The following is a 17,869-nucleotide window of genomic DNA, read 5'->3' on the forward strand; positions in this document are numbered from 1 at the left end:
GCCCACCGTGGCAGACGACACCGAGTCCCGCGCCGTCCTGGTGACCGGCGGTTCCCGCGGCATCGGCCGTGCGATCGCCCTCGCCTTCGCCGAGCGGGGCGACCGGGTCGCCGTCCACTGGGGCTCCTCGCGGGCTCGGGCCGAGCGGGTGCTGGCCGAGCTCCCCGGCGACGGTCACGTCCTGGTACAGGCCGACCTGGGCGACGCCGAGGCCGTCGGCCGCATGGTGGACGACGCCGCCGCGGGCCTGGGCGGGCTGCAGGTGCTGGTCAACAACGCCGGGGTGTTCACCGCGCACCCGCCCCTGACCACCTCCTACGACCAGTGGCAGGCGACGTGGTCGCGGACGCTGGCGGTGAACCTGGTCGGCGCGGCCAACGCCACGTTCCGGGCGGTGCCGCACCTGGTCGCCGCGGGCGGGGGCGCGATCGTCAACGTCTCCAGCCGCGGCGCGTTCCGGGGCGAGCCCGACACCCCGGCGTACGGCGCGTCCAAGGCCGGGCTCAACGCCTTCGGGCAGTCGATGGCGATCGCGCTGGCGCCGCACGGCATCTCCGTGGGCACCGTGGCCCCCGGGTTCGTGCAGACGGAGATGGCGCGCGAGGTGCTCGACGGGCCCGGCGGCGACGCGGTGCGGGCGCAGTCGCCCTACGGCCGTGTGGCCCGCCCCGAGGAGGTGGCGTCGGCGGTGCTCTGGCTGGCCTCGCCGGGGGCCCGCTTCTCCACCGGCACGATCATCGACGTCAACGGCGCGTCCTACCTGCGCAGCTAGGACCTGCTCGGCCGCCGACCCTGGCCCTCTCCGCGCAGCGCGGGCAGCGAGCGTGTCCCCGAGCGTCGAGGTGCGGTCCGGGAGGACCGCGACGTCAGAGCGTCCGGAGCCAGTTGGTGAGCAGCTGGGCGCCGGCGTCACCGCTCTTCTCGGGGTGGAACTGGGTGGCCGACAGCGCGCCGTTCTCCACGCCGGCGACGAACCGGTCGCCGTGCTCGGCCCAGGTCACCAGCGGTGCGGCGAGCGGGGTCGGCGCCCCGTCGGCACCCAGCGGGAACTCGCGCACGCCGTAGGAGTGCACGAAGTAGAAGCGCTGGTCGGCCAGGCCGTCGAACAGGACGCTGCGCTCGGGCACCTCGACGGTGTTCCACCCCATGTGCGGCAGCACGGGCGCCTGCAGGGGCTCGACGACGCCGGGCCACTCACCGCACCCCTCGGCGTCCCGGCCGTGCTCCACGCCGCGCTCGAAGAGGACCTGCATGCCGACGCAGACACCGAGCACCGGCCGGCCGCCGGCCAGCCGGCGGTCGATGACCCGGGGGCCGTCGACGGCCCGCAGGCCCGCCATGCAGGCGGCGAAGGCGCCCACACCGGGGACGACGAGGCCGTCGGCGTCCAGCGCCGCCTGCGGGTCGGCGGTCACGGTGACGTCGGCGCCGACCCGGGTCAGCGCGCGCTCGGCCGAGCGGAGGTTGCCCGACCCGTAGTCGAGCACGACGACCTTCTTCATGGCTCCCACGGTATCGATCAGCCGGGAACGGCCCGGGGGTGTTCCGGGAGGTGGCTCACACCATCCGGAGGATGCCCGAGGCCGTGGCCAGCAGTGCGGCGGCGAGCAGCACCACCGCGAAGAAGACCTGCGGACCGGTGCGGCCCTCCGTGTCGGAGTCGGCCTTCCAGATGCTCCAGGCCCCGCCGAGCAGGAAGCCGCCCAGGACGAGCAGCAGGACGGCAAAGGTCATGCGCGGGACCGGAGCGGGATCACAGGGCTACAGCGCACCCTTGGTGGAGGGCACGTCGGTGACCCGCGGGTCGAGCGCCACGGCCGCCCGCAGCGCCCGCGCGAGGGCCTTGAACTGCCCCTCGACGATGTGGTGGGCGTCGCGGCCGGCGTAGAGCACCCGCACGTGCAGGCTGATCCGCGCGTTGAAGGCGAAGGACTCCAGCACGTGCTTGGTGAGGCTGGTCGGGTAGTCCGGCCCGATCATCGGCGTCATGCCCTCGGGCTCGGCGTGCACGAAGTACGGCCGGCCGGAGAGGTCGACCGCCGCCTGCGCGAGCACCTCGTCCATGGGGATGGTGGCGTCGCCGTAGCGGGTGATGCCCTTCTTGTCCCCCAGGGCCTGGGCGAACGCCTGGCCGAGCGCGATCGCGACGTCCTCGACCGTGTGGTGGGCGTCGATGTGCAGGTCGCCGTCGGCCCGCACGGTGAGGTCGATGCCGCTGTGCTTGGACAGCGCGGTGAGCATGTGGTCGTAGAAGCCGACCCCGGTGCTGATCGAGCTCTTCCCGGTGCCGTCGAGGTCGAGCTCGACGACCAGCTTGGTCTCGCTGGTCTCCCGCTCGACCCGTGCAGTGCGCGCCATGGCGCTCATCCTCCCTCAGTGGTGCGGTGGTCCGGCGCGACCTCACCCAACGCGGTGAGGAAGGCGTCGGTCTCCTCCGCGGTGCCGGCGGTGACCCGCAGCCAGCCCGGGAGCCCGACGTCGCGCACGAGCACGTCCCGGTCCAGCAGTGCCTGCCACGCGGCGCGGGCGTCGGCGAAGCGGCCGAAGAGCACGAAGTTGGCGTCGCTGGGCACGCTGGTCAACCCGAGGCCGGGCAGCGCGGCGACGATCCGGTCCCGCTCGGCCTTGACCGCGTCGACGGTCGCGAGCAGGGCGTCGGTGTGCGCCAGCGCCGTCCGGGCGGCGGCCTGGGTCAGCGAGCTCAGGTGGTACGGGAGCCGCACGAGTTGCAGCGCGTCGACGACGGCGGGGTCGGCGGCGAGGTAGCCCAGCCGCAGCCCGGCCATGCCGAACGCCTTGCTCATCGTGCGGCTGACGATCAGCCGCGGCCGGCCCGGCAGCAGGGTGAGCGCCGACGGCGTGCCGGTGCGGGCGAACTCGGCGTAGGCCTCGTCGACGACGACCACCCCGTCGGTGGCGTCGTAGAGCGCCTCCACGGTAGCCAGCTCCACCGCGGTGCCGGTCGGGTTGTTCGGGCTGGTCACGAAGACGACGTCGGGGGCGACCCCGCGGACCTGCGCGGCGGCCGCGGCCGGGTCGATGGTGAAGTCCGCCCGCCGGTGGCCGTCGACCCAGGCGGTGCCGGTGCCGGCGGAGATGATCGGGTGCATCGAGTACGAGGGTGTGAAGCCCAGCGCGCGCCGGCCCGCGCCGCCGAAGGTCTGCAGGACCTGCTGGAGCACCTCGTTGGAGCCGTTGGCCGCCCACACCTGCGCGGCCTCGATCGGCTCCCGGCTGGTGCGCGTCAGGTAGGCGGCGAGGTCGCGGCGCAGGTCGAGGGCGTCGCGGTCGGGGTAGCGGTTGAGCTCCAGCGCCGCGTGCCCGAGCGCCTCGCCGAGGTCGGCCAGCAGCTCCGGGGGCAGCGGGTGCGGGTTCTCGTTGGTGTTGAGCCGGTACTTCGCCGGCAGCTGCGGGGCGCCGTAGGGCGTGCGACCACGCAGCTCCGGCCGCAGCGGGAGCTCCTCCAGGCGCGTCATGCGCGCTGCCGGGCCCGGACGGCGGCGGCGTGCGCGGGGAGGTCCTCGGCGCCGGCGAGGGCGTCGATGTGGCCGGCCACCTCGGCGAGGGCCTGCTCGTCGTACTCGACGACGTGGATGCCGCGCAGGAACGACTGCACCGACAGGCCGCTGGAGTGCCGGGCGCAGCCGCCGGTGGGCAGCACGTGGTTGGAGCCGGCGCAGTAGTCGCCGAGCGACACCGGGGACCACGCGCCGACGAAGACCGCACCGGCGTTGCGCACACGCATCGCCACCTCGCGCGGGTTCTCGGTCTGGATCTCCAGGTGCTCGGCGGCGTAGGCGTCGACCACCCGCAGACCCGCCTCGACGTCGTCGACGAGGACGATGCCCGACTGGCTGCCCTCGAGGGCGGTGGTGATCCGGTCGGAGTGCTTGGTGGCGGCCACCTGCCCCGGGACCAGCCCGACCACGGCGTCGGCCAGCTCCTCGCTCGTCGTCACCAGCACCGCGCCGGCCAGCGGGTCGTGCTCGGCCTGGCTGATCAGGTCGGCGGCGACGTGCACGGGATCGGCGGTGTGGTCGGCGAGGACCGCCACCTCGGTGGGGCCGGCCTCGGAGTCGATGCCGATGAGCCCGCGCAGCAGCCGCTTGGCCGCCGTCACGTAGACGTTGCCCGGGCCGGTGACCATGTCGACCGGCTCGCAGCTGCCCGCGCCGTAGCCGAACACGGCGATGGCCTGGGCGCCGCCGACGGCGTAGACCTCGGTGACGTCGAGCAGCGCGCACGCGGCCAGGACGCCGGGGTCGGGCAGGCCACCGTGGTCGCGCTGCGGCGGGGAGGCGACCGCGATGGACTCCACCCCGGCGATCTGCGCCGGGACGACGTTCATGACGACGCTGGACAGCAGCGGGGCCAGCCCGCCGGGCACGTAGAGGCCGACCCGGCGCACCGGGACCCACCGCTCGGTGACGGTGCCGCCGCGGACCACCTGCGTGGTGACGTCGGTGCGGGCCTGGTCGGCGTGGACGCGCCGGACGCGGGCGATGGCCTCCTCGAGCGCGGCGCGGACGGTCGGGTCGATCTCGGCCAGCGCGCGGTCGATCGCGGCCCGGGGCACGGCGAAGTCCTCGAGGTCGACGCCGTCGATCCGGGCGGTGATCTCCCGCACCGCCTGGGCGCCGCGGATGCGGACGTCCTCGCACAGGGGCCGGACCGTGGCCAGCACCGAGTCGATGTCGGTGGCGGCACGGGGCAGCAGGCCGGAGAGCTCGCGCACCCCCGGCAGCGCGGATCCACGCAGGTCGATGCGGGCGAGCACGGGCGGACCTCCGGGCGGTTCCGAGGCGGGGAACGGGAACACCCCAGGGTAGACGGGGCCGCACGGGCGGCCGCCGCGCCGCCCGTTGCCACCTCCCCCACCTCTAGGCTCGACGGACATGAGCGGGTGCGCGAGCTCGTGTACCGGCACGGTGGCGCCGCCCGCGCGGCCGACGAGCGCCGGCGAGGAGGGGACGTGGGCGACCTGATCCCGCTCTTCCCGCTGGGTACGCCCCTGTTCCCGGGAGTGGTCCTGCCGCTGCAGGTGTTCGAGCCGCGCTACCGGCGGCTCGTGCGCGACCTCCTCGCCCGGCCCGAGGGCGGTGGGCGGTTCTTCGGCGTGGTCGCCATCCGGCAGGGCTGGGAGGTGGAGCGGGTGGCGCCGGCCGAGGCGCTCTACGACGTGGGCTGCACCGCCCGGCTGCAGGTGGTGCGTCCGCAGCCCGACGGCGGCTTCCGCATCGTCACGGTGGGCGGCGACCGGTTCCGGCTGCTGGACGTCGTCGTCGGCGAGGACCCGCCCTACCTGCGCGCCGAGGTCGAGTGGCTGGACGAGGAGGAGGCGGCCGAGGAGGCCGCCGGCGACCAGGAGGAGCTGTCCCCGCCCGGCGGAGGGGTCCCCGGCCCCGAGCTGGACGACATGGTGACCGACGTGGCCCGCCGCTCGCTGGACGTCCTGGTGCGCGGGGTCGGTGAGTTGTTCGCGCGGTACGTCGTGGCGGTCGCCGGCCTGACCGGGGACGCCGGCGACGAGGCCGAGGCGCCGGCGCTGCTGGAGGGTGTGGCCGACGACCCGCGGGCGCTGTCCTACCTGGTCGCCTCGGCGGCGCTGCTGACCACCGAGGACCGGCAGGGGCTGCTCGCCGAGTCCGCCACGCGCCGGCGGCTGCGGGCGGAGTCGCGGCTGCTGCGGCGGGAGCTCACCCTGCTGGAGACCCTCGGCGCGGTGCCCGCCCCGCTGCAGCGCTTCGCCGGCCCGACCAGCGTCAACTGACCCGCCCCCGTTGGACGGGCGACCGCGGGGACCGGGCGGTCAGTCGTGGCCGGAGGCCAGCAGACCCAGCTGCTGGGCCTTGACGACGGCCTCCAGCTGGGAGCGGACGCCGAGCTTGACGTGCAGGGCCTTCACGTAGCCGCGGCAGGTCTCCAGGGTCACCCCCAGCACCCGGGCGATCGCCTTGACCTGCATCCCCCGGCCCAGGCAGTCGAGCACCTCCTGCTCGCGGCGGGTCAGGTGCGGCCGGAGCTCGCCCCCCGACACCGGACGGGTGCCGGCGGTCGGGGCGGCGGAGAACGTGGACGGGGCGACCAGCATCTGGCCGGCCCGCACCCGGCTGAGCACGTCGATCATCTCGGTCAGGGACCCGTCCTTCGGGATGAAGGCGGACGCACCGGCCTGCGTGGCACGCACCACCCACTCCGGGTCCCGGTGCGCCGTGACCACGGCGACGACGGCGCCCGGGGCCACCTCCCGCAGCCGGCGGGTCGCCGACAGGCCGTCCTGCCGGGGCATCTCGATGTCCATCACCACGACGTCCGGTTGCAGGTCCTGGGCCATCGTGACGGCCTGGGCGGCGGAGTGCGCCGTCCCCAGGACGTCCATCCCGGCCGTCTGCAGCGCCCCGGAGAGCAGTTCGGCGAAGGTGCGGTGGTCGTCGACGACGAGCACGCGCGGTCGGTCGAGCGCGGCCGGACGGTCGAGCTGGGCGGTCATCAAGGGTCCCCCGTGCGGTCGGGCCCCGTCTCGGGGCTCACGACCATGAGACCGCCGCACGGTCCGGGCGGGAAGTCGCCGGGTGGAACTGCTGACCAAAGTCCCTACGGGCCGCGCGCGGTGGTGAGCGTGCCTGGACGCTGCGTACCGGATCGGTGGCGTCTCGTAGCGAGGAGGCCGGCCGGCGCGGGCACCCCCGGCCGGTTCCGTGCCGGCAGCGGCCGCTCCCCCGGCGGCCTCACGCCTGCCCGGTCGGCGCCTGCCCCCGCAGCGCGGCCAGCTCGGCCCGCGAGCGGACACCGAGCTTCGTGTAGATGCGGGTCAGGTGGTACTGGACCGTCTTCTCCGACACGTACAGCTCGGCGGCGACCTCGCGGTTGGACAACCCGCTGGCGACCAGGCCGGTCACCGTCCGCTCCTGCGGGGTGAGCAGGTCGGCCCCCTCCTCGGCCCGGCTGGCGCCCAGGCCGGCGGCCCGCAGCTCGCGGTCGCAGCGCGCCACGTAGGTGGCGGCCCCCAGGGAGAGGTAGCCGTCGCGGGCCGCCGAGATCGCGGCGTCGGCCTCGCGGCGCTTACCGGCCCGGCGCAGGGTCTGGCCGAAGGCGAAGGTGACGCGGGCCCGGTCGTAGCGCAGCGGCAGGTGCTCGAGGAGCCCGAGCGAGGTCCGGAACGCCTCGCGGGCGGCCTCGAGGTCGCCGTGCGCGCCGAACCAGCGGCCCCGGGCGTACCCGAGCCGCGCGCGGGTGGAGCGGTGCCCGCGGTCGGCGGCACGCCGCTCGTGGGGGGTGAGGAAGGCGTCGGCCTCGTCGAGCAACCCCTCGAGGACCAGCGCGTTGGCGTAGACGTCGGTCCACGGCCAGAAGCCGGGCTCGTCGACCCAGCCGTGCGGGCTCCCCTGGCTCAGCGGCTCGAGCGCACGCAGGACGCCGGCGTAGTCGGCCTGGGCCTCGGCGACGTGGGCGCGGGCGAGCATCGAGGGCACCTGCATGATCGCGTAGTCGGAGCTCCCGGCCTCCGCCTCCCGCAGCGCCCGTCCGGCGGCGTCCCAGTCCCCGCGCAGGGCGTGGACCTGCGCCGCCGTCCAGTGCAGCAGCGGGCCGACCAGCACCATCCCGGTGCGCGCGACGAGGTCGACGCCCTGGCGGACGGCACCCAGCGCGGCATCCCACTCACCGGTGACGAAGCGGGCCCTGGCCAGCCAGCCCAGCGACCACAGCGAGATGCGGTGCGAGCCCCCGAGATAGGTCGTCGGGACGGCGCTCTCCAGCTCCGCCGCGGCCTGCGCCACCTCGTCCAGGGCCAGGTGCAGCCAGCCCTCGCCCAGCTGCACCCGCTGGGCCTGGGCGCCGTGGCGCACCCGCTCGGACAACGCGCGGTAGCCGGCCAGGGCCTCGGCCGGGGAGCCGGCGCCGGCCACGCCGAGCCCGCGGATGGCGACCGCCTCCAGCGCCTCGGGCGCCTCCGGGCCGGCCAGCCCGATCGTCCGGTCGGCCCAGGTCACCAGCTCCGCGGGCCGGCAGCGGGCCAGCTCGTGCAGCACGAACCGCTGGCCGACCAGCGCGGCCGTCCCCGGGTCCCGGTCGGGGTTGACGAGGTCCCAGGCGCGCCGGAGCCGCGCCTCCGCCTCCACCGCCCGGCCCTGGACGACGGCGAGGTAGCCGAGGACGGCGTTGCGCAGGGGGGTCTCCCGCAGGCTCTCCACCTCGGGCACGAGCGCGGCCGCACCGACCGAGTCGCCCGCGCCGACCAGCGCGTCCACCGCCCGGACGAGCCGGTCCTCGCGGGACCGGCGGTCCTCGGACAGCCGGCTGGCGTCGGCCAGCAGCGTCGCGGTCTCCGCCCAGGCGCCCGCGGCCGAGCGCCGGCGCGCCAGCTCGTCGAGGTCGCCGGCGAGCGCGGCGTCCGGGCCGACGGTCGCCGCGACGAGGTGGCCGAGCCGGCGGGTCGGGTCCTCGACGACCTCGGCGGCGCGGCGGTGCGCCCGCGCGGCGGCGGCCGGCCCCATGGCGGTGAGGACGGCGGCGGCCACCAGCGGGTCCCGGGGCGCGAGCTCGGTGGGCCGGCCCGGCCCGGTGGGGCGGAGCAGGCCGGCCCGCTGGGCGCCGTCGAGGGCGGCCAGCAGGTCCCCCGCCCCGGACAGCGCGGCGACCTCAGGGAGCGGAGCCGGACCGAGGACGGCGACGGCCTCGGCCAGCGCGCGCTCCTCCGCTCCGCAGCGGGCCAGCCGGTCTCGTACCCGCGACGCGACGGCGGCCGGCGCCGGGAGTTCGGGGCGGTGACCGGTCCACGTCCCGCGGGGCAGCTCGTCGAGCAGGGCGACCACGTGCCCGGCGACTCCCCCGGTGTGCCGCCACAGGTGCTCGGTCGCCGCCGGGGACAGCGGGATGCCGCGGGCGGCGGCGAGGCGGGCGACGTCCTCGGCGGAGAACGGCTCGACCGCGACGGTCGCGGTCGCCGACCGCAGCAGGACCTCGAGGGTGGCCGGTGGCGCCTCCCCGGGCGTGGCCGGCGCGACCAGGACGACGGTGAGGGCGGCCCGGTGCTGGTGGCGCACCGCCGTCGCCAGCGCCTGGAGGGACTCCGGGTCGCTCCAGTGGGCGTCGTCGACCAGGACGAGGGCGCGGGCGTCGGCCGTGCCTGCGGCGCGCCGGGCGACGAGCTCGGCGGCACCGAAGGGATCGGGCGGAACGGGGTCGCCGGCCAGCAGCTGGTCGAGCAGGGCGTGGGGGCGGGCGCTCTCCCACGGGGCCCCGCGCGCCTCGAGGACCGGACCCGGATGGCGGTCTGCGGCGCACCGCACCAGCGCCGTCTTGCCGACCCCGGGCGGCCCCGTGACCCGGACCAGGGACGGGGCGAGCCCGCCGGCCCGGAGCAGCTGCTCCAGGCCGGCGAGCTCGGCCTCCCTGGCGACCAGCACCGGTGTGGCCCCCGTCACGCGGTAACGGTAGCTCCCACCACTGCCGGTGCCGGCGCCGTCGCGGCGGGCTGGCCGCCGGCCTGCCGGGCACGGGGCACCAGGGCGGTGACCAGCGCGCCGAGCAGCGCGATGCCGGCGAAGAGGAAGAACGCCGTCGTCCCTCCCAGGCCCGCACCGACCAGGACCCCGCCCAGCACCGGCCCGATGATCCCGCCCAGCCGGCCGAACCCGGCGCACCAGGCGACGCCGGCGGCGCGAGCCCGGGTCGGGTAGTAGTTGGCGACCAGCCCGTAGACCAGCACCTGGGTGCCGATGGTGCCGACACCGGCGACGGCCACCGCCAGCAGCAGGACCGCCAGGGGCAGCTGCGCGGGCAGCAGGGCGAGGGCGAGCGCGGCCAGCACGAAGGTCACCACGATGATCCGCTTCGCGCCCACCCGGTCGGCGAACCAGGAGGCCAGCAGGCCGCCGGTGATGGCGCCGAGGTTCAGCACCAGCAGGAACGCCAGCGACGAGCTCTTCCCGTAGCCGTTGCCGGTCATGATCTGCGGCAGCCAGGTGTTGAGGCCGTAGGTCAGCAGCAGGCCGGCGAAGCTCATCGTGCCCAGCAGGAGCGTCGGCACGGCGAGGGGCCGGCGGACCAGCGCGGCGAACCCGAACCGGACCGGAGCGGCCTGCGCCGGGACCGGGGCGGCCGGCGGCGCCTCGTCGAGGACGACGCCGGTCCGTGCCGCCACCGCCGCCGCCTCGGCCGCCCGGCCCCGCGAGGCCAGCCACCGCGGCGACTCGGGCAGCCGGACCAGCGCCAGGGGCAGGAGCGTGACCAGCGGGAGGGCCCCGATCCACAGCAGGCCCCGCCAGCCGACGGCGTCGCCTGCGACGAGCGCCAGCACCGAGGCCAGGACACCGCCGGCCGGGATCCCGCTGTAGACGACCGCGTTGAGCCGGTTGCGCCGCTCCGGCGGCGCGAACTCCGCCACCAGGGCCCCGACCGTCGCGACCAGGGCGCCCACGCCGATGCCGGTGAGGAAGCGGAACAGGGCGAACGTGCCGACGGTGGGCGCCAGCGCGGTGGCCGCCATGCCGATCGAGAACCAGGCGAGGTTCACCAGCATGATCCGGCGGCGGCCGATCCGGTCGCCGACCGCGCCGGCCGCGAGAGCCCCGACGAGGACGCCGACGAGCGCGTAGCTGCCGAGGGTCCCGGCCTGCGCGGGCGACAGCGGGCCGAGCTGGCTCGGGTCCCCGAGCAGCGTCGGCACGATGGTGCCGTAGACGACCAGGTCGTAGCCGTCGAAGACCAGGGCGGCGGTGGACAGGGCGACGACCCAGAGGGTGCTGCGCCGTCGGCGCTCCTCCGTCGTGCGGTCGTTCTCGGGCATGGCGGGACTCCGGGTGTGTGAAGGGGGTGGGGTGCGAGCGGGGGGACGGCGGGTCAGCCGAGGTCGCCGCCGGCGACGGGCAGGATCGTCCCGGTGATGTAGGAGGCCTCGTCGGAGGCGAGGAAGGCCAGCGCGGCGGCCTGCTCGTCGAGCGTGCCGTAGCGCTTCATCAGCGAGGAGTCGACGGTCTGGTCGACGATCGTGCGGTACCAGGCCTGCTCCTGCTCGGTCTCCGGCGCCGGGCCGCGCGGGATCCGCCGCGGCGGCGCCTCGGTGCCGCCCGGCGCCGTGGCCACGACCCGGACGCCGGAGGGTGCGAGCTCGAGCGCGAGGGCGGTGGTGATCGCGTTGACCCCGCCCTTGGCCGCCGCGTACGGCACCCGGTTGAGCCCGCGGGTGGCCACCGAGGAGACGTTCACGATGGTCCCGGAGCCCTGCCCGACCATGACCGGGGCGACGGCCCGGCACGACCACAGCGTCGGGTACAGCGACCGGTTGATCTCGGCCTCGATCTGCTCCGGCGGGTACTCGGGGAAGGGCTTGGCCCAGATGGTGCCGCCGACGGTGTGGATGGCGACGTCGACGCGACCGAAGCGGGCCACGGCCCGTTCGACGACGTCGTGCGCGCCCGCCCAGGTCTCCAGGTCGGCGGTGACCGCGAGCGCCTCCCGGCCGGCGTCGGCCAGCTCGCCGGCCAGGTCGTGCACCAGGTCGGCGCGGTCGGCCAGCACCAGCGCACCGCCCTCGGCGCTGATCCGGCGGGCCGTGCGCTCCCCGATGCCCTGGGCGGCGCCGGTGACGAGCACGACCTTGCCGTCGAAGCGGCCCGGGCTCACGAACGCCGGCCGCACCCCGGCGTCGGCGTCGGCCATCGCCCGCCGCACGGTCTGCTTCGACCGTTCCGCGTGCTGCACGACCAGGTCCCGGGCCCGCGCGCGGTCCCCCGCCTCGACCGCGTCGACGATCTCGAGGTGGTCCCGCGTGCAGCGCGGGTGGCACCAGGTGGCGTGCCGCAGCACCTGCTCCATGTGCCCCTTCACACCGAGCGCCTGGTAGGCCTGCAGCAGGTGCTCGTTGCCGGTGAGGGTGAACAGGTAGTCGTGGAACGCGGCGTTGGCCTCGGTGTAGGCGGCGGCGTCGACGAAGCGATCGCCCTGGACGTAGGGCACCGTCGACTCCGCCAGCAGCCGGTAGCCGGCGATCTGCCGGCTGGACAGCCGGCCGAGGGTCAGCTCGAGCGCACCGAGCTCGAGGGCCTGGCGGGCCTCGAAGACGGCGTCCGAGTGGTGCACCGAGGGGTGCTCCTCGCCGATCTCGTAGCCACCGGCCGGCGGTGCGGCGCGGGTGTGCAGCGGAGCCAGGTCGACGCGCTCCGGGAACAGCTCCTGACCGGCGACCGACCGCCCCTCCCCGACCGGGCGCAGGCCGCCGTCGGGGTCCAGCGGCACGACCGGACCGTCGGCGCCGGGCCGGGCCAGCCGCTGGCCGGCGACGGTGCGGGCGGTGGCGGCCTCGTCGACCGGTGCCGGCGTGCCGGTGGCGCCCAGCGGGGCGAGGTCGGCGGGTGGGAGGAGGACCTGGCCGGCGAGGGCGCGGGCCCCGCCGGCGGCCGCCGCGGGCGCCGGCGTCGCGGCCGCCGTGACGGGGGTGGGCGCAGCGGCGGGGGTGGGCGCAGCGACCGCCTCGGCCGCGCGCGGCCGGGGGGTCGTTGCCGCGGTCGGCTGCTGCGGGGCCGCCTCGACCGGGGCGGGCGCGCCGCCGGCAGTCTCCGCGGGCGCGGGCGCGCCCCCGGTCCCGGACGGGGCGAACTTCTCGTAGTAGAAGCCGGCCGGGACGACGCCCTGCTCCGCGAAGTGCCCGCGGACGGCCTCCACCATGGGCGGGGGGCCGCACAGGTAGACGCCGACCTCGCCGCCGTAGAGGTGCTCGGGCCGGAACAGGCTCATGACGTACCCCTGGTTGGGGGCCGTGGTCGCCGGGTCGGCGACGCAGTAGTCCCAGGTGAACCCGGGCACCTGCTCGGCCAGCTGCGCCAGCGTCGCGAGCTCGACGACGTCGTCGTCGGTGCTGGCGCCGTAGACCAGGTGCGCCGGCCGGTCGCTGCCGCCGTCCCGCAGCGTGCGCAGGATCGACAGGATGGGCGCCAGGCCGGTGCCGCCGGCGACCAGCAGGACCGGGTCGTCGGCCTCCCGCAGGAAGAAGCTGCCGTGCGGGCCGGTGAAGGTCAGGGGGTCGCCCACGGCCGCGCGGTCGGTCAGGTACCCCGACATCAGCCCGCCCGGGGTGAGCTTCACCAGGAAGGTCAGCGCCTTCTCGTGGGGGCCGTTGCTGAAGGAGTAGGACCGGCTGACCGAGGTGCCCGGGACGGTGAGGTTGACGTACTGGCCGGGCAGGAAGGCCAACTCGTCGCGACCGGGCGTCTCGATGGTGAGCGAGACGGTGGTCGGGGAGAGCCGCTCCAGCGCCGTGAGGGTGCCGGTGTGCGTGGCCGCCTGGGTCTTGGCGACCGCGGAGGTGCTGGCGATCTGCAGGACCAGGTCCGACCGGGGCCTCATCGAGCACGGCAGCACGTAGCCGGCCCGCGCCTCGTCGTCGGAGAGGGCGTCCTCGATGTAGGTGCCGCCGTCGTACTCGCCGGACTCGCAGAAGGCCTTGCACGTCCCGCAGGCGCCGTCGCGGCAGTCGAGCGGGATGTTGATGCGCGAGCGGTAGGAGGCGTCGGCGATGGTCTGGTCGGGCGCGCAGGTGATGAACCGGGTGACGCCGTCCTCGAAGGACAGCGCGACGCGGTGGGCGTCGCCCCGCGCCGGGAGGGTGTGGGTCATGACGGTGCCGCCTCAGAAGTGGTAGACGTCGACGACGTGGTGGATGTAGTCGTTCTTCAGCACCACGGTCTTGCGGCGGATGAGCGGGGACGGCCCGGAGAAGTCGATCGTGTAGAACGACGTCCCGTAGTACGGGTCCACCGTCTTGTAGCGGAAGTACATCGTGTGCCAGTTGAAGCGGACGTCGACGACGTCGCCGCGGCGTTCGATGACCTCGACGTTGCTGATGTTGTGGCTGGTCCGGGGCTCGGGCAGCGACGTGGCGCTGGAGCGCTCGGTGCGGATCCGGAACACCCGGTCGGCCAGGCCGCCCTTGTTGGCGTAGTAGACCAGTGAGATCTCGCGCTGCGGGTCCTCGGTGAGCCGGTCGTCGTCGGTCCAGCAGGGCATCCAGTACACGACGTCGTCGGCGTAGCAGTCGAGCCACTTCTCGAACTCGCGGTCGTCGAGGTAGCGCGCCTCGCGGTAGAGGAACTGCTCGACGGCGTTCTGGTCGATCCGGTCGGGGGCCGGCCGGTCGGAGACGGCCGGGCGGGGCTCGGTGATCGTCATGACGGTCCTCCTCAGGCGGTCGGGGCGGGGGCGGCGCCGGTCGCAGCCGTGGCCTGCTCGCGGGCGAGGGCGGCGCGCATGGTCTGCAGCCAGTAGCCGTGCTGGACGGGGTAGAGCCCCTCGTCCTCGTTGCGCAGGCCGGCCGACACGACGCCGGTCATGCCGAGCGCCTCGGCCATCGGGTCGGGGCCGTGCAGCCAGTGCTCGGCGCCCCGGCTCATGTCGTTCCACGGCGCGGCGGTCGCCTGGAAGGTGAGCTGGCAGGAGCGGAACTCCTCCAGGTCGTCGGGGGTGGCCATGCCGGAGGCGTTGAAGAAGTCCTCGTACTGGCGGATCCGGTGCGCGCGGGCCTCGGCGCTCTCGCCCTTCGGCGCGATGCAGTAGATCGTCACCTCGGTCTTGTCCGGGGCGATCGGTCGGAAGTGCCGGATCTGGGTGCTGAACTGGTCCATCAGGTAGACGTTCGGGTAGAGGCACAGGTTGCGGGAGCCCTTGACCATGAACTCGCCCCTGGCCTCGCCGAACTGGGCCTTGAGCTCGTCCAGGCGGTCCCACAGCGGCCGGTCCTGGGGGTTGCCGGCCCAGGTCCACAGGCACAGGTGGCCGTTCGGGTAGGACCAGTAGCCGCCACCGGACTTCCCCCAGCTGCCGGCGTCCAGCGCCTTGGTGGCGTTCGTCGACTCACCGGTGCTGCGCCGCGACGTGGTGGCGGCGTAGTTCCAGTGCGTCGCGGTGACGTGGTAGCCGTCGGCCCCGTTCTCCGCCTGGACCTTCCAGTTGCCGTCGTAGGTGTAGGTCGAGGACCCGCGCAGCACCTCCAGCCCCTCCGGGGACTGGTCGACGAGCATGTCGATGACGGTCGTCGTGTCGCCGAGGTGCTCGCGCAGCGGGACGACGTCGGGGTTCAGGCTGCCGAACAGGAACCCGCGGTAGCTGTCGAACCGCGCGACCTTCGTCATGTCGTGCGAGCCGTCGCGGTTGAACGACTCCGGGTACCCGGCGCCCTCGGGGTCCTTGACCTTGAGCAGCGTCCCGTCGTTGCGGAACGTCCAGCCGTGGAAGGGGCAGGTCAGCGTCGTCCGGTTGTCGGTCTTGCGGCGGCAGATCATCGCGCCGCGGTGGGCGCAGGCGTTGATGAGGCAGTGCAGCTCGCCGCTCTTGTCCCGGGTGATGACCACGGGCTGGCGGCCGATGTAGGTGGTGACGTAGTCGCCGGGGTGGGCCACCTGGCTCTCGTGCGCCAGGTACACCCAGTTGCCCTCGAAGATGTGCCTCATCTCGAGCTCGAAGAGCTCCTCGTCGGTGAAGATCCGGCGGTTGGCGCGGAAGATCCCCGCCTCGGCGTCCTCGACGACGGCGTCGGACAGCACCGACTCCACGTGGGTCAGCGTCTGGGTCATGAGTCCTCCAGGGGTGCTCGCTCCGGGGCCCCGCGGTGGCGGTCCGCGGCCGGTCGGTCCGTCCCAGCGTCACAGCGGGGTGGTGCGCGTCACACCGGGTGAATGCCTAGTCCCCACCCAGGGGTCGATCGATCGATGCGCCTTATCAATCCGCGCCTGATACGTCTTTGCGCCCTATCGGTGGCGTCCGTAGCGTGGCTCAGGTCACCCAGGGAGGAGCCCGCCGTGGAGTTGCGTCACCTGCGCTACTTCGCCGCCGTCGCGGACACGTGCCACTTCGGCGCGGCCGCCGAGCGGCTGCACATCGCGCAGCCCGCGCTGTCCCAGGCGATCCGCCAGCTCGAGGCCGAGCTCGGCGCCTCCCTGTTCACGCGCACCACCCGGCAGGTGCGGCTCACGCCGGCCGGCCGGTTCCTCCGCGAGGAGGCCGGGCGCGTCCTGGACGCCGTCGACGACAGCGTCCGCGGCGTGCGCCGGATCGCCGACGGCCGTCTCGGGCTGGTGCGCATCGCGTTCACCGGCACGGCCGTCGTCACCCAGCTGCCGCGGATCGCCCGGGTGGTGAAGCGGGAGCTCCCCGGGGTGGCGCTGGAGATCCACGGTGACGTGCTCACCCCGGCCCAGTGCGACGGGCTGCGCGACGGCAACCTGGACCTCGGTGTCCTGCGCCCACCGGTGTCCGGGGACGGGCTGGGCCTGCGCACGATCGAGGTGGAGCCGCTGGTGCTCGCCCTGCCCGGCGACCACCGGCTGGTGGCCGAGCCCGAGATCGCGATGGCCGACCTGCGAACCGAGGGCTTCGTCCTCTACGCCGACCGCGAGTCGGCGGTCAACGAGGCGGTGCTGCGCAGTTGCCGGGACGCCGGGTTCACCCCGCGCCGCGAGCACGAGGTCACCGGCACCGTGGTGCTGCTGGCGCTGGTCGCCGCGGGCCTCGGCGTCGCGCTGGTCCCCGCCTCGGCGCGCTCGCTGCCGGTGCCCGGTGTGACCTTCCGCGAGGTGGCCGACGCCGGGTCCATCGAGGTGGCCCTCGCCTGGCACACCCGGCTGGACTCCCCCGCCGCCGGCTCCCCGCTGATCCGCTCGGTGCTCGGCGTCCTGGAGACCACCGGGGTGCTGCGACCGGAGCACGACCCGACCCACCTGACCACCCCCGGCCCGGAGGCCACCGCATGAAGATCGTCCGCGTCGAGGCCATCCCCTACGCGGTCCCGTACCGCAAGCCGCTGCGGTTCGCCAGCGGCGAGGTGCACGCCGCCGAGCACGTGCTGGTCCGCGTGCACACCGACGACGGCGTCGTGGGCACCGCCGACGCCGTGCCGCGCCCGTTCACCTACGGCGAGACCCAGGCCGGCGTGGTCGCGGTCGTCGAGTCGGTGTTCGCCCCGCAGGTCGTGGGCCGGACGCTGCTGGAGCGGGAGCGGGTCGTCGAGGACCTCGCCCGCACGGTGGGCAACCCGGCCGCCAAGTCCGCCGTGGACATGGCGGTCTGGGACGCGCTCGGCCGCACGCTCGACCAGCCGGTGTCCGCCCTGCTCGGCGGCTACACCGACCGGATGCGGGTCTCCCACATGCTCGGCTTCGACACCCCGGCCGCGATGGTGGCCGAGGCGGAACGGATGCGCGACACCTACGGCATCACGACGTTCAAGGTGAAGGTCGGCCGCCGACCGGTGTCCCTCGACACCGCGGTCGTGCGGGCGCTGCGCGAGCACCTGGGCCCCGACGTCGAGCTCTACGTCGACGGCAACCGCGGCTGGACGGCCTCGGAGTCCGCCCGCGCCATGAGCGACATGCGGGACCTGGGACTCACGTTCGCCGAGGAGCTCTGCCCCGCCGACGACGTGCTCGGCCGCCGCTGGCTGGTCCGGCAGTGCGACGTGCCGTTCATCGCCGACGAGTCGGCGGTGACCCCGGCCGACGTCACCCGGGAGGTCCTGGGCGGGTCGGCGACGGCGGTGAGCATCAAGACCGCCCGCACCGGGTTCACCCACTCCGCGCGCGTGCACCACCTCGCCGAGGGCCTGGGGCTGGAGGTCGTGATGGGCAACCAGGTCGACACCCAGCTCGGCTCGATGAGCACCGTCGTGTTCGGGGCGGCCTACCGGCTCACCTCCCGGCGGGCCGGCGAGCTCTCCAACTTCCTCGACATGACCGACGACCTGCTCACCGAGCCGCTGGTGATCCACGACGGCACCCTCGCCGTCCGGCCCGGCGCCGGCCTGGGCGTCGACGTCGACCCCGACAAGCTCGCGCACTACCGCCTGGACCGCTGACCGCCTCAGGCCGCTCGACCGCACCCC

15 protein-coding genes are annotated in these 17,869 nt (G+C 75.1%); 4 read left to right on the plus strand and 11 right to left on the minus strand.

The genetic code is table 11. The features are described from left to right. Positions 1-7 precede the first annotated feature (7 nt). Positions 8-772 (plus strand): SDR family NAD(P)-dependent oxidoreductase, encoded by a 765-nt coding sequence (locus ACI78V_RS15850; protein ID WP_456852381.1) that lies wholly within the window; start codon positions 8-10, stop codon positions 770-772. A gap of 94 nt (positions 773-866) precedes the next feature. On the opposite strand, the gene hisH is transcribed toward ACI78V_RS15850, so the two are convergent. The 5 genes from hisH to hisD are packed head-to-tail and all read right to left on the minus strand — an operon-like array spanning position 867 to position 4,777. Next, positions 867-1,502: an imidazole glycerol phosphate synthase subunit HisH gene (gene hisH / locus ACI78V_RS15855; RefSeq protein WP_456852383.1), complete on the minus strand. Its 636-nt coding sequence runs from the start codon at positions 1,500-1,502 to the stop codon at positions 867-869. Positions 1,503-1,557: 55 nt separating this feature from the next. Continuing rightward, on the minus strand, positions 1,558-1,734 hold the full coding sequence (locus ACI78V_RS15860) for a hypothetical protein (RefSeq protein WP_456852385.1): 177 nt from the start codon (positions 1,732-1,734) through the stop codon (positions 1,558-1,560). Positions 1,735-1,761: 27 nt separating this feature from the next. Continuing rightward, positions 1,762-2,358, minus strand: coding sequence for an imidazoleglycerol-phosphate dehydratase HisB (hisB, locus tag ACI78V_RS15865; protein ID WP_456852387.1), 597 nt, complete (start codon positions 2,356-2,358; stop codon positions 1,762-1,764). Between the two features lie 5 nt (positions 2,359-2,363). Next, the gene (locus ACI78V_RS15870; protein WP_456852389.1) at positions 2,364-3,476 is read right to left on the minus strand and encodes a histidinol-phosphate transaminase; all 1,113 of its coding nucleotides are present in this window, start codon (positions 3,474-3,476) and stop codon (positions 2,364-2,366) included. Further along, complete coding sequence (hisD, locus tag ACI78V_RS15875) at positions 3,473-4,777, minus strand: histidinol dehydrogenase (protein ID WP_456852391.1); 1,305 nt, start codon at positions 4,775-4,777, stop codon at positions 3,473-3,475. Before hisD ends, ACI78V_RS15870 begins: the two co-directional genes overlap by 4 nt. A gap of 126 nt (positions 4,778-4,903) precedes the next feature. Here hisD and ACI78V_RS15880 point away from each other — a divergent pair, with 126 nt between their 5' ends. Continuing rightward, positions 4,904-5,770 carry an LON peptidase substrate-binding domain-containing protein gene (locus ACI78V_RS15880; RefSeq protein WP_456852393.1) on the plus strand — a complete coding sequence of 289 codons (867 nt, stop codon included), beginning with the start codon at positions 4,904-4,906 and terminating at the stop codon, positions 5,768-5,770. 39 nt (positions 5,771-5,809) lie between these two features. On the opposite strand, the gene ACI78V_RS15885 is transcribed toward ACI78V_RS15880, so the two are convergent. From ACI78V_RS15885 to benA, 6 genes are all read right to left on the minus strand, one after another. Beyond that, complete coding sequence (locus ACI78V_RS15885; protein WP_456852395.1) at positions 5,810-6,490, minus strand: response regulator transcription factor; 681 nt, start codon at positions 6,488-6,490, stop codon at positions 5,810-5,812. A gap of 238 nt (positions 6,491-6,728) precedes the next feature. After that, complete coding sequence (locus tag ACI78V_RS15890; RefSeq protein WP_456852397.1) at positions 6,729-9,425, minus strand: LuxR C-terminal-related transcriptional regulator; 2,697 nt, start codon at positions 9,423-9,425, stop codon at positions 6,729-6,731. After that, the gene (locus ACI78V_RS15895; protein WP_456852399.1) at positions 9,422-10,789 is read right to left on the minus strand and encodes an MFS transporter; all 1,368 of its coding nucleotides are present in this window, start codon (positions 10,787-10,789) and stop codon (positions 9,422-9,424) included. The genes ACI78V_RS15890 and ACI78V_RS15895 overlap by 4 nt, the downstream gene beginning before the upstream one ends. A gap of 53 nt (positions 10,790-10,842) precedes the next feature. Beyond that, complete coding sequence (gene benC / locus ACI78V_RS15900; protein ID WP_456852401.1) at positions 10,843-13,614, minus strand: benzoate 1,2-dioxygenase electron transfer component BenC; 2,772 nt, start codon at positions 13,612-13,614, stop codon at positions 10,843-10,845. Between the two features lie 12 nt (positions 13,615-13,626). Beyond that, a complete protein-coding gene (gene benB, locus ACI78V_RS15905) occupies positions 13,627-14,166 on the minus strand; it encodes a benzoate 1,2-dioxygenase small subunit (protein ID WP_456852403.1) in 540 nt (179 codons plus the stop codon). Between the two features lie 11 nt (positions 14,167-14,177). Next, a complete protein-coding gene (gene benA / locus ACI78V_RS15910) occupies positions 14,178-15,566 on the minus strand; it encodes a benzoate 1,2-dioxygenase large subunit (protein ID WP_456852405.1) in 1,389 nt (462 codons plus the stop codon). Positions 15,567-15,791: 225 nt separating this feature from the next. On the opposite strand from benA, the gene ACI78V_RS15915 reads away from it, so the two are divergent. Then, positions 15,792-16,742, plus strand: coding sequence for a LysR substrate-binding domain-containing protein (locus ACI78V_RS15915; protein WP_456852407.1), 951 nt, complete (start codon positions 15,792-15,794; stop codon positions 16,740-16,742). After that, positions 16,739-17,842: a mandelate racemase/muconate lactonizing enzyme family protein gene (locus ACI78V_RS15920; RefSeq protein WP_456852409.1), complete on the plus strand. Its 1,104-nt coding sequence runs from the start codon at positions 16,739-16,741 to the stop codon at positions 17,840-17,842. The genes ACI78V_RS15915 and ACI78V_RS15920 overlap by 4 nt, the downstream gene beginning before the upstream one ends. Positions 17,843-17,869: the final 27 nt, after the last annotated feature.

Source organism: Geodermatophilus sp. SYSU D00742, from assembly GCF_054049935.1.